The sequence below is a fragment of the Imperialibacter roseus genome, from assembly GCF_032999765.1.
In the GTDB taxonomy this organism is placed as follows: Bacteria; Bacteroidota; Bacteroidia; order Cytophagales; family Cyclobacteriaceae; genus Imperialibacter; species Imperialibacter roseus.
Genome location: NZ_CP136051.1, coordinates 6,584,259 through 6,597,267 on the forward strand (window position 1 = coordinate 6,584,259; position 13,009 = coordinate 6,597,267).

The 13,009-nt window shown below is 47.1% G+C and carries 8 protein-coding genes; 4 read left to right on the plus strand and 4 right to left on the minus strand.

What is annotated here, in order from left to right; translation table 11 throughout:
* Nucleotides 1-23 precede the first annotated feature (23 nt).
* On the plus strand, nt 24-2,243 hold the full coding sequence (locus RT717_RS27780; RefSeq protein ID WP_317489566.1) for a tetratricopeptide repeat-containing sensor histidine kinase: 2,220 nt from the start codon (nt 24-26) through the stop codon (nt 2,241-2,243).
* A 680-nt stretch (nt 2,244-2,923) separates the two neighbouring features.
* A complete protein-coding gene (locus tag RT717_RS27785) occupies nt 2,924-5,002 on the plus strand; it encodes a tetratricopeptide repeat-containing sensor histidine kinase (protein WP_317489567.1) in 2,079 nt (692 codons plus the stop codon).
* Here RT717_RS27785 and RT717_RS27790 read toward each other — a convergent pair.
* Nucleotides 4,999-5,736: a LytR/AlgR family response regulator transcription factor gene (locus tag RT717_RS27790; protein ID WP_317489568.1), complete on the minus strand. Its 738-nt coding sequence runs from the start codon at nt 5,734-5,736 to the stop codon at nt 4,999-5,001. The two genes, RT717_RS27785 and RT717_RS27790, sit on opposite strands and share 4 nt — an antisense overlap.
* 209 nt (nt 5,737-5,945) lie before the next feature.
* On the opposite strand from RT717_RS27790, the gene RT717_RS27795 reads away from it, so the two are divergent.
* Nucleotides 5,946-6,644 carry an arylesterase gene (locus RT717_RS27795; RefSeq protein ID WP_317489569.1) on the plus strand — a complete coding sequence of 233 codons (699 nt, stop codon included), beginning with the start codon at nt 5,946-5,948 and terminating at the stop codon, nt 6,642-6,644.
* A gap of 12 nt (nt 6,645-6,656) precedes the next feature.
* Complete coding sequence (locus RT717_RS27800; RefSeq protein ID WP_394854145.1) at nt 6,657-8,030, plus strand: alanine/glycine:cation symporter family protein; 1,374 nt, start codon at nt 6,657-6,659, stop codon at nt 8,028-8,030.
* A 5-nt stretch (nt 8,031-8,035) separates the two neighbouring features.
* On the opposite strand, the gene RT717_RS27805 is transcribed toward RT717_RS27800, so the two are convergent.
* The 3 genes from RT717_RS27805 to RT717_RS27815 all read right to left on the minus strand — a co-directional run bounded on the left by RT717_RS27805 (nt 8,036) and on the right by RT717_RS27815 (nt 12,889).
* Entirely contained in the window at nt 8,036-9,331 is a 1,296-nt protein-coding gene (locus RT717_RS27805) for a UDP-N-acetylmuramoyl-tripeptide--D-alanyl-D-alanine ligase (RefSeq protein WP_317489571.1), read from the minus strand.
* Nucleotides 9,332-9,613: 282 nt separating this feature from the next.
* On the minus strand, nt 9,614-10,774 hold the full coding sequence (locus RT717_RS27810) for a homogentisate 1,2-dioxygenase (RefSeq protein WP_317489572.1): 1,161 nt from the start codon (nt 10,772-10,774) through the stop codon (nt 9,614-9,616).
* 495 nt (nt 10,775-11,269) lie between these two features.
* Nucleotides 11,270-12,889, minus strand: coding sequence for a S41 family peptidase (locus RT717_RS27815; protein WP_317489573.1), 1,620 nt, complete (start codon nt 12,887-12,889; stop codon nt 11,270-11,272).
* Nucleotides 12,890-13,009 lie beyond the last annotated feature (120 nt).

The window sequence follows — 13,009 nt, forward strand, 5'->3', positions numbered from 1 at the left end:
GAGTAGGCATAATCATTTTGTAAATGAAAGTTACAGGGGTTAAGTTTTGGCTGTTTCTCAGCTTGGTTTTCTGCCATCCGGTTATCACTATTTCCCAAAATTTCAGAAAATCCACAGACAGCCTCCAAAGCCAGCTCAGTGGTAAAATTGCTGACACTGCTTATGTAAATACACTCAATAGAATTTCGAACGAACTCCATGGAAGAAATTTCACAGAGGCCATTTATTATGCCAATCTGGCCATACAAAAAGCTGAAGAAATTGATTATAAGTATGGCGTAAGCAAGGGATACCAGAATATCGCTTTAACCTCATGGGCCAATGGCAGGTATGATCAGTCACTCGAGAATCATAAGAAATCTATTGAGATGTTTCGCACCGGTGGAATGACGAATGAGCTGGCGGAGGCCTACAACAAAATTGGTCTTGTCTACTTCTATATTGCCGAATATGACGAAGCAATTGGCTACCTGAATAGGTCAATTGAAGATTACAGAGCGAGAAGGGATACTGCCAATTTGGCAAGGGTATTGAACAATATGGGTCTTGTGCATGATGCCAAAGGAGACTATGCTTCATCCACCCGATACATTATCGAAAGCCTGCAACTGAGCCAGAGCTTTAGACAGTTGCGTGATCAGCAGAACCGCACCTATGGCAAGGGAATGATACATGAGAATGAGTTCATTAACAGGCCGATTCTGGAAGAAAGGTTGGAGAGAATTGAGAGGGTGAGCGAGAGCGGAAGCGCCGAGCAGCTTGCTAATCTTTGCGTTGAGGCTGCGGAAATTTACTTTGTTTTGAAGGAGTACAACTCGGCCTTGAGCTATTACAGAAGAGCCGCCGAGATTTACGCCGAGCTGGATGAGCAGGTGTTGTTGGCGCATTGCCTCCGTGACCAGGCAGAATGTTATGCCGAACTTGCCGACTTCGGGACTGCTTTGGAAGTTTTTCGTCAATCGGAGTCAATCTACCTCAGAGAAGGAAACTACATAAGACTAGCTGCGGTTGTGGCGCAACTCGGGGAAACAAATTACAAGCTGGGCAATATTGAGGAATCCATTCTTCATTATAAAAGACTAATTGCTCTCGACGACAGTGTTGGTCATAGGGCAGCTTTGTCAAAGACTAAAGTAGCACTGGCGGGGATACTATTGGAGCAAGGCAAGAAGCAGGAGGCACTATCTTATGCCCAGTCAGGCTATGAAATAGCAAGGGAAATTGGGTCACTTACCCGTGTGGAGACGAGTGCGAGGCAGCTTTATGAATGCTACAAGGCTATCGGACTGATGGGCACTGCCTTGAGTTATCTGGAAGAAAGCACCTCGCTAAAGCAGAAGTTTGGGGACGAGCTTACCCACCGGGAAATAGCTGAGCTACAAATTGAGTACGAAAGTGAAGAAAAGCAGAAGGCAATTGATCAACTAAGTGAAGTGTCCGAACTGCAAAGCAACGTCGTGGCCTTACAGAAGCAGTTGTTGATGCTCATGGGGGGAGGTTTTGCGGCTTTTGCGGTCATACTCGTTGTCATGAGAAATCGATTAATCAAAATCAGAGAGCTTAAATCGGGGATTGAGGAGAAGAATGCGCATATAGAAGAACAAAATTTTAAGCTAGAAAAAAGAGGTAGAGAGCGTGAGCTTTTGATTGGGGAAATTCACCACCGGGTGAAAAACAACCTGCAGGTTGTTTCCAGCATGCTGAGACTACAGCAACGGAAAGTACAAAATGTTGTGGCCAAAGAGGCGCTTTTTGCAGGCCAAAACAGGGTGCAAGCTATGTCGCTACTTCACCAGCGACTTTACCAGCACGGGTCGTATGGTAAAATTCCTATCGCAGACTATGTGTCGGACGTGTGCAAGCATCTGGCAAAAGTCTACAATTTAGACACGCAAAAGATGGAGAGCAGCTTTGAAGCTGATAATGTCAACCTCGACATTGACACTGCGGTTACGATAGGGTTGATGGCCAACGAGGTGTATTCAAATATTTTCAAACATGCTTATCCTTTTGTGGAAGTGCTGAGGCTTCACTCGGAAATAAAAAGAGAAAATGGATTGACCATCCGGATCACAGACAATGGCCCTGGCTTGCCTGAAAAGATAGATTTCAATGAAACTGGTTTTGGCCTAAGGCTTGTTGAAATGCTTGCCACTGAACTGGGCGGTGAGGCTACATTTGCAGGTGGGAAGTCAGAAGGATTGACGGTCACAATCAGCGTAGCCGAAGCTTATATCGTCTAATGGCCGTCGCCTTTTTCTGAGGGCGCAGAAACAGCCACCGATGGGTGTCAAAGGGCCGCAGAGCCTGCTGGCGCTTCTTCAAAGACAAAGATCTTTCTAATAAACCCCTAATATATTTGCTGTCCTCTATTTGCCTAACTCGGTTCCTGTCCCAACCGCTGAGAATTCAATGGCGAAAGAATTTGGGACTAGTGAAACAAACAACGTTAAGAGCCGCATTTTGCCATCATGGCTAAAAGCCAGACGACGTATTTGAGCAGCAAGTGACAACATCGAAAAAATTGACCTTTTCATACTGGTATATTGGTGTTTTTGAGGGGTAAAAAAAGACGGTGGTGACAGGCGATCAGGTTTGCTTAAATTGCTTTTGTCAAAAAAATAAAGTACTTAGATGAGCTGTTATTGCTTTATTTACAGTCAGTTAAGTCTTGTAAATTATGCTGAAATTGAAATAGCGATTTGGGAATGTTTGCAGGTGATGAGGTTTGGTTCTTGAGCTATCTCATTTTTTTTGTGAATGAAATATTACCATAAACTCTTTGTAGGGCATGACATGTAAGCGGGCCTTTTTTGTGGTGTTCTTTTTTTCTTTTTTCTTTTTTCACGAACTGAGATGCCAGCCATTTTTGTCCCAAATCGATAGTCTCACCCGGCTACTGAAAAATAAATTGGATGATACCATGCGGGTCAGGGTCTATAACTCTATCGCCGCCTACAGACATCTTAGTAATTTTGAAATGGCGATCGGTTATGCACAACAGGCGCTGAAGTTGAGCCTCAAATTGGGATATGCAAAAGGGGAAGCGATGGCTTATCAGAACAAAGCGCTTGCTTACTGGGCCCATGCTGTGTATGACAGTGCGCTATTTTATCATTCAAAAGCGCTGGATATTTTCCTGGAAAACAATTTAGAGGATGATTTTGGGGAAGCTTATAATGGCATTGGATTAGTCTATTACTACACCGCCAATTACCCCAAGGCGCTGGAATACTTAAATAAGGCAGAGGCGCAATTCAGAAAACTAAACGATACAACAAACCTGTCCCGGATTCTGAACAATCTGGGTCTTATATACGATTCAAGGGGAGAATATCTTCGTTCAGAAAATTACTTCATTGAGGCGATGAAGCTTGACTTAAATTTCCGAAATGTATATGAGCAGTCGTCAAAGCGATACGGACAGCAAGCCTCAGAAGACAATACCTTTGTAAAAAAGAGATTGCTTCAGCGTAAGCTCAATGAACTTGAGTCCTTTTCGCAGAAGGAACCCTCTCTGGCGCTGGTGTCAAGGTATTATGAGATAGCCAATCTTTTCGAACTTCTTGGTGAAGACGAAAAGGCCATTGAGTACTTCCATAAATCCGAATATGTATATGGTGCTCTCGATGAAAAGTTGCTTTTGGCGGATTGCTATCGAAAGCTGGCAGAAATCGAGAGAAGACGTAGCAACAACGATGTATCCAGAGACTATCTAACGCAAGCATATCAGATTTTTCTTGAAAACGGCTACAGCATTCAACTGGATTATGTGTTGAATGACCTGGCGGATGTTGAAAGCGCTCATGGGAATTTCCGAAAGGCAATAGACTATTTAAATGCCTGTATCCTTCTTGATGATAGCGTCGGTCATAGGCTGTCAGTTATAACCACTAAAACTAAGCTTTCGGGCCTCTATCTTTCTGTTGGCAATATTCCTTTGGCTATAAGCACAGCAGGTGACGCCTACGACGCGGCGTCATACCTTGAGATAAAAAAAAGTCAGCGGAATGCCGCAAAAGCGCTATACAAGGCATACGTTCAGGGAAAGGACTTTGAAAGAGCATTGTTTTTTCTTGAGGAGGCGACCACTATTGAGCAAAAAATAGACAATGCACTGTCGCATAGGGAAATTGCGAAATTGAAGATCGGCTACGAGACAGAGGAAAAGCAAAAGGAAATTGATCAGTTGCACCAGATCGCAACGCTCAATTCCAGCGTACTTACACTCCAGAAGCAAATGATCATCTTGCTTAGTGCCGGGTTGATAGCCATCATCATCCTGTTGATGTTTGTTAATACAAGGCTCAAAAAAATCAGAGCGCTTAACTCAAGCATAGATGCGCAGAAAACACAGATTGCCGACCAAAATAAAAGGCTCGAAAAAAGAGCCAGAGAAAGGGAAATTCTTATTGGAGAAATCCATCACAGGGTAAAGAATAACCTCCAAATAATTTCGAGTCTTCTCAGACTTCAGCAAAGAGGCATTGAAGATGTAAATGCCAGAAAGGCAATTTTTGAGGGGCAAAACAGGGTGCAATCAATGTCGTTGCTGCATCAGCGACTTTACCAGCAGGGCAACCATGAATCGGTTGAGATGAAGCAATATGCCGAAGATATTTTTGACCATCTGTTGAGGGTTCATCATTTGGGTGAGTCTCAGGTGAGTAGGGTGAACTCTTGTGACGAGATAGATTTAGATGTGGATACGGCAGTTACGTTTGGGTTGATTATCAACGAAGTTTTCTCAAATATCTTTAAGCATGCTTATCAACCTGGAAAAAAACTTACAGTAAAATGTGAAGGCACCAGTGCAGGTAATCAGGTGCTGGTGCGAATATCAGACAATGGCCCCGGTTTTGATCTGGAGTTCGAAAGCAGCCAGGCTCACTTTGGGCTTAACCTCATGAAGATGCTGGTTTCTGAGATGGATGGTACGGTGCTGTTTTCCAACACAGAAGATGGGGGCGCCGAAGTCGAGATCAAGTTCAGGATGGCCTAGGAGATTTTCAAAAACTTCTCTGTCAAAATATCTTTATTAGAATTGCTTACAGGTATGGCGACTTCTCTCACATACAGATTATTCCGGTCAAACTTGTCAACCATATGAAGGTTAACAATGAACGACCTGTGCACCTTCAGGAAAATAGACGGAAGGTTTGACAAAACACCTTTCATATTCATTGATAAGGTCATTGTGCCCTGCGTAGTATGTATTTTGGTATAGCTTCCATCTGCTTCAACATACAATATGTTGGTAAATGGCACTTTGTGATAAGACTCGCCCTGCTTAATGAAAAACGAATCGTTTATGACGGGTAGAGCATGCTCGCCGTTTGACACACCTTTGTCATTTCTGTCTTTCTGGAAGTTCTCTATGGCGATGTCAATGGCTATCTTCAGGTCGATGGGATCGAAAGGTTTGACCAGGTAGGCCGCTGGGTGAGTACTTTTGGCTCTATCAACAGTCGCTGAATCGCTGTAGGCAGTTAGATAAATAACCGGAAGAGAATGGGTGGCAGTAATCTGCCTGACGGTTTCTACACCGTCTATAGGGCCATTGATATTGATGTCCATCAGAAGGATGTCTGGCGACAACTCTTCTGTCTTTTCAATCGCATCAAAACCGTTGGTACAGACCCCTAATGTTATATATCCAAAATCTTCAAGGCACAATCTCAGGTCTTCGGCTACCACTGACTTATCCTCAACAATGAGGACTTTTACTTGTTCCATTACAAGGTTGGCTAACTAGTATTAAACAAAAAAATCGAAGGCTCACGGGATGCCTGCAACTGATGGTACAGGTAGTTACGTGTTAAGTTAATCAAGAATTTCGTTTTAAGTAAAGTTATCGGAAGGATTTTCTACTCATCAACTTGGCGCCTGTCAGAAAGATGTTCCGTCATGAATTAGTATACTTGTAATTATAAAAGAAGGTACTTATGATAAAAAGTATTTTGGGAATGCTGCTGCTTGTGGGTGTATTTGCCTGTGACGGCATTGATAGCAGCAAACAAAAGACCCCAAAAAAGAAAACAAGCGAAGCAGATGCCGCCGGCGAATCGGAAGAGGATAATCGAAAAGTCATCCTTTTCTATGGCAACAGCATCACGGCTGGCTACGGTTTGGACATAAGTGAAGCTTTCCCTGCTATCATTCAGGAGCGGCTTGATTCGCTTGGTTACAATTATAACGTTATCAACGCCGGATTGAGTGGCGAAACCAGCGCTGGTGGGCTTTCCAGGATCGATTGGGTGCTGAAAACACCAGTCGATATTTTCTCTTTGGAGCTGGGTGGCAATGACGGACTGCGTGGGATAAGCCTCGACGAAACCGAGAAGAATCTTTCCCAAATCATAGAAAAAGTAAAGCGATCTAATCCGCAGGTAAAAATTATCGTGGCTGGCATGCAAATTCCACCTAATATGGGGCAGGAGTACACCGACAGGTTCAAGGGCATTTTCCCGACGCTTGCAGAAAAGCACAATACGGCGTTTATTCCTTTCATCTTGGAGGGAGTGGGGGGAATTCCCGAGCTAAATCTTCCCGATGGCATCCACCCCACGCCGGAAGGACACAAGATGTTGGCAGACAATGTGTGGGCTGTGCTCAAACCTATCATTGACGAAGACAATATTTGATCTGTGGACAAAATAGAGAGTTTCATTTCGGCTGCGGCCAACTTTGTATGGGGGATTCCATTGTTGGTGCTCGTCATGGGCGGCGGCATTTTCTTCATGTTCTATTCGGGCTTTGCACCTTTCAGTTACTTTAGGCACGCCCTCGATGTCTTAAGAGGCAAATACGACGATCCGGATGCTCCCGGAGACGTCAGCCATTTTCAGGCGCTTTCAGGTGCCCTGGCAGCTACTATTGGAATGGGCAATGTAAGTGGCGTAGCCATTGCCATTGTCATGGGTGGGCCGGGCGTTATCTTCTGGATGTGGGTGAGCGCTTTCTTCGGAATGGCCACCAAGTTTTTCACCTGCACCCTGGCAGTGATGTACCGGGGCAAAGACTCCAATGGAGATGTGCAGGGTGGCCCGATGTATGTGATTACAGAAGGTCTTGGGAAGAAATGGAAGCCATTGGCCGTGTTTTTCAGTGTATTCTGTTTTTTTGGAGCCACACCTATTTTTCAAGCCAACCAGGTCATTCAAGTCACCAACGATGTGTTGCTTACACCAGCTGGATTTACATGGGCAGGTTCATTCGGCTCCAATCTTGTCATGGGTTTAGCTATAACGGCGCTTACGTGTCTCGTAATCTTTGGAGGTATTAAGAGAATTGGCCTGGTGGCCAGCCGCATTGTGCCGTTTATGGTGGTGCTGTATATGGCCTGTGTGTTATACATCATGGGCATTCATTTTTTTGATATCCCGCACATATTTGGAATGATTCTGAGCGATGCATTTACAGCAAAGGCTGCAATGGGGGGCGCCATCGGGGCTCTGATCATAGAGGGAGCGAAGAGAGCGTCTTTCTCCAATGAAGCTGGTATTGGCACTGCGCCATTGATGCATGGGGCTTCCAAGACCAAAGAACCGGTGCGGGAAGGGCTTGTGGCCATGATGGGGCCAGCCATCGACACACTCATTGTATGTACGCTAACGGGTTTTGCCATCCTCGCCACCAACGTGTGGCAAACCACTGACACCAACGGCATTACCCTGACGGGCAAAGCATTTGAAGCGGCCATGCCGACAGTAGGGCCATTCCTTTTGTTCCTATGTGTGCTGATATTCGGGTTTACCACCCTGTTCTCTTACAGCTACTATGGCACCAAATGCGTCAGCTTTCTGGCGGGAGCGAAATACGCCCATTACTTCAACTATTGGTATGTTTCCATCATTATTGTGGGATCCATCACCACACTCACCATGGTGGTCGACTTTATCAATGTGATGTTTGGACTGATGGCCATCCCAACTATGGTGGGAGCTATTTTGCTGGCGCCTAAAGTAAAGGCTGCTGCCAACGACTACTTTGGCAGGGTGAAAAGAGGGGAGTTGGTGAAGCAAAGTTGAATTCTTTATTCCAAAGCACTCACCACTTTTTCCAATCCTATACCTCTGCTGGCTTTTATCAAAATCGTGCAGTCAGCGAAGCCCGATGTCTTCACATGGGCCAGTAGTGCGTCTCTCGTTTCAAAATATAAAGCCGAAGGACATGCTTCTTTGGCTTGTTTCATTTTAGGCCCGCAGAAAATCACCTGACTGAAACCCGCTTCGCAAGCCGCTTTGCCGATAGCGGTATGCTCCATGTCGGAGTCAGCGCCTAGCTCCAGCATGTCGCCCAGGATGGCCACTTTGTTGTCGGCCTTCATGGTCTTTAGGTTCTCGATGGCCACTTTCATAGAGTCGGGGTTGGCATTGTAGGCATCGAGGATGATATTGTTGCTGCCAGCTTTGAGTAGCTGAGAGCGGTTGTTTTTTGGCTGGTAGCCTGCGATGGCGGCTTCGGCCTGGTCCAGTGGTACCTCAAAGTACTGTCCCACAGCCATGGCGGCAGCGATATTGTCGAAGTTGTAGCTGCCAATCAGCTGGCTGGTAACAGGCACCCGATCGCCGACCTGAAACACCACGAATGGGTTGGCTTCAATGAACTTCACTTCGTAAGTGTCGCCAGATTGGGGGAAGGTTATGGCTGATTCGAATCGCTTGACCATATTTTGCAGCTTGGGCTGGCGGCTGTTAATAAAGACGGTGCCTCCATTTTTGCGGATATGGTCGAAGAGTTCGCTTTTGCCCCTGAGCACGCCCTCGATGCCGCCGAAGCCTTCCAGATGGGCCTTGCCGATATTAGTGATCAGTCCGTGGCTGGGGTTAGCGATGTCGGAGAGCTCTTTGATATCGCCAACCTTGTTGGCTCCCATTTCAATAATGGCCACTTCCACCTGCGGATGAATGCCCAGCACGGTCAACGGCACGCCGATATGGTTGTTGAGGTTGCCGGTGGTGGCATGGGTGATGTATTTCTTGCTGAGCACGGCATTGATCAGCTCTTTGGTGGTGGTTTTGCCGTTAGAGCCGGTAAGGCCCAGTACCTGGCGATGGAACCTGCTGCGGTGGAAAGCGGCGAGGTCTTGTAAAGCCTTTAGGCCATCCTCAGCTAGGATGTATTGGTCTCCCTTTTTGTATGCCACATCGTCGATTACGGCGTAGCTAGCACCCTTGGCCAGGGCTTCTCCGGCATAGGCGTTGGCGTTGAAGTTGGGGCCTTTCAGTGCAAAGAAAAGGTTGCCTTCAGCAACGGTGCGGGTGTCGGTGCTTACTCCGCTCGATAAAAGAAACCGGCTATAAAGGAATTCGATGAAGTTGTTGTCCATTCACAAATTGTTTGAGGTCAAAGGTAATGAGGAGCAGGTGAGTACGAAAGTGCCGGGCGAGAAAGTCGGCAGGGGGAGTGCTTCTGGCTGCTGCATTTTCGCAATGCTGTTAACCTGAGACTTCAATAGGGGACCGGCGGCTGACGGCCCCAACGCCGCCGGCCTGCTTGCCGTATCGACGCCTACCATCTCCCGGGGCCGATCTTTTTCGAGCGGCTGACGGCACCCACGCAAACGCCATCCCCGCCGCACCGACGCCGCTGCTTCGGTCTTCCAGTTTCCTTACTCCGTCCAGCTCATTGGGTAGTTAGGATCCACAAATTCAAGCGCCTCCTCAGTGAGATACAGTGGCCCAAATGTGTCGAGCATCACTGCCAGCTCTTCGGTTTCTTTAGCGCCAATGCTCTTTTCTACCGTGCCGGGGTGAGGCCCATGTGGCAAGCCGCCAGGGTGTAAAGTGAAAGAGCCTCTCTCAATTCCTTTTCGGCTCATGAAATTGCCTTCCACGTAATACAGCACCTCATCAGAGTCGATATTGCTGTGGTTGTAGGGCGCTGGAATCGACAGCGGGTGATAGTCGAACAGGCGGGGCACAAAGCTGCAGATAACAAACCCATGTGCCTGAAAGGTTTGATGCACCGGTGGCGGCTGGTGGATGCGCCCGGTTATCGGCTCAAAGTCGTGGATGCTAAGGGCATAGGGATACAGGAATCCGTCCCAGCCCACCACGTCAAACGGACTGTAGTCGTACACATACTGATGCAGGTAGCCGCCTTTCTTAATTTTCATGAGAAACTCGCCTTTCCTGGTTTCGGTGACTGGCTCCGATGGTGGCCTGATGTCCCTTTCGCAGTAGGGCGAATGCTCTAAAAGCTGCCCCAGCTCATTGCGGTACCGCTTCACAGTTTCTACTGGCCCAGCCGACTCGATAACCAGCGTTCTCAGAGGTCCTTTGTCCCACTCAACTTTGTAAATAGTGGTGCGGGGAATGACCACATAGTCGCCCGACTTGATCCTTAGCTTGCCAAACTGAGAAAGCAGCCAGCCGCTGCCATCGTGGATGAAAATGACCTCATCGGCTTCGGCATTTTTGTAAAAGTAGTCCATGCTTCGGCTGCTGGGATTGCAGAGCGCCATCGACACATCTTTGTTCTTGAGCAGCACTTTGCGGGCTTCCAGCCAGTCGCCGCCAGTGGTGCCAACGCCGGTTGTTTTCAAATGGGTCTGCAGCAGCGCATTGTCCTCAGCAATTTTCGACCCGTACCGAACCGGCTTGCCAACGGACTTCACCCTGGTGGGGGCGTTGATATGGTAAAGGTTAGAGTAAATGCCCGAAAAGCCTTTGGAGCTTACCAGCTCTTCCTTGTAGAGGCTGCCATCGGGTTGCCGGAATTGGGTGTGTCGCTTGGGGGGGATTTCTCCCAGTTTATAATAGTAAGCCATCTCATGTAGGGTTAATAGTCAAATTTAGATAACAATGCAGGCTTTATAGAGCAAAGGTGTCTTAAAATTTGGGTGTGCTAAGCTGCGCTAAAAAATCATTTCAGAATCCGGTACAGATGAATATGTCCTCAAAGCCGGACTGGCTGTTACTTTTCCTGGATGAAAAGTAACCAAAAATCATCGAAAAATTAACGCACATGCCAAAAGCCCTCATCCGCCGCCATTTTTCGCCCCCCCCTCCCAAAAGGGCGCCTCTCAATTTCAACAATGCCTTTTAACCGAAAACATCCGATAGATTATTTCCAGAGCATAATCAAGACTGCAAAAGTTTGGCAGCTCTATCGCAGCTCTTTAACCAATCTCACTCCAAGTATGCTAACTGCATTACCGCCCACTGGCATAAACTTTTGTAGTCTACTTAAAAAAAAAGCTGAACCCGAGCTTGTCAGATTCAGCCTTTGAATTCGGATTCATCCACCCGAAATCTCCAATGCTTTAATTTCTTTCTGCCAGCTGCTCGGCCTGGTCAAACAGCGTCAGTGCTTTGATGAAAATCTCGTCGGCCTGGTTGAAGACGGGGAAGAAGCCTTCTTCGCCCCAGTTGCTTCGGGCTATCTGCGCCTTCATGTGAATACGCACCAACTCCTTCGACTTGGCAAAGTCAGCTGCGGCGTATTTCACGCCATTTTCCTTTGCCACCTTGTTGAGGTCCTCCAGCATTTTGTCGGTCACGTTAAAGTCGTTGAAAAACTCGTCAAAGCCCATTTTCTCAAACTTCTGCTTGTTGGCCTCGTAGTATTTGAATGTGTACTCTCTCAACGAGTTGCTGGTATACATCTTGGTCAGGTAACTTGATGTTTCCGTCGTGTCGATGGGAACAAAGAAGTCGGGCACAATTCCGCCTCCGCCATACACTTTTCTGCCCTTGCCAGTAGCATATTCCAGCGTGTCGTTCACATGAATGCTATCTGCTACGAAGAGCTCACCGTTTTCGTACCTATCGGCCAGGTCATGAGAATAAGCGGCGTCTTTGCCATCATATGGTTTCTGTATCGAGCGGCCGCTTGGCGTGTAGTATCTCGAAATCGTCAGTCGCAGTTCGGCGCCATCGCTCAGGTTGATGGGCATTTGCACCAAGCCTTTGCCAAACGACCTTCGACCAACAATCAGTGCCCGGTCATTGTCCTGCAGCGCACCGGCCACAATTTCGGACGCAGAAGCACTTCCCTGGTCAATCATTACAACAACAGGGCCTTTCTCAAAAATACCCTTGCGCACTGCCCTGTATTCATCGTTGTAGCGGGTTTCTTTTCCTTTGGTATAAACGATCATGTCATCGTCGGCGAGCAGCTCGTCGGCCATGTTCACCGCCTTGTCCAGGTAACCGCCAGGGTTTCCTGTGAGGTCAAGCACGAGCTTCTTCATGCCCTGGTCGATCAGTTTTTCCATGGCCGCATAAAACTCATCGTAGGTAGTGGCTGTGAAACGGCTCACCTTGATGTAGCCCACCTCCTTATTGACCATATACGAAACATCCACTGAAGACTGAGGTATTTTATCCCTGATGATCGTGAAGTCAAGCGGTGCTTTTTTGGAATCTCTGATGATCTGTAGTTTCGCTTCCGAGCCTTTTGGCCCACGCAGCTTTTCAAACACTTTTCGGTTGTTCAGGCCTATACCGGCAATGTTTTCCCCGTCCACCTTCACAATCTTGTCGCCGGCCTGGAGTCCAACTTTCTCGGATGGGCCGCCGCTAAGTGGCGTAACAACATAGAGTGTGTCTTTGAAAATATTGAATTCAATACCAATGCCCTCGAAGTTGCCCTGAAGTTGGGACTGAGCAAGCACTGCCTCTTCCTTGGGAATATACACGGTGTGTGGATCCAGTTTCTCCAGCATCTTCACAATGGCAGTTTCTACCAACTCCTCTGAATCAACATCATCCACATAATTTCTGTCAATATAACCCAGCACCTCCCTGAACTTGAACAGACTTTTGTTCATGTCGCCCGATGGGGTATCGCTGGTGGTGAAGTTAGCTCCCAGAAGCACGCCAATGGCGACAGCTGAGGTAATGATGATTGGCAAACGGATGGCCCACTTTGAGTTGTTCATAATTTTTTCTTTGATCAAGACTTCTATTTTCTCCAGTCAGTATTCAATAAATCACATTGTGTATCAACAACAATCAACATCGTTTAGTTAAGAGGTTCAATCACCCAATTCTATTTTTAC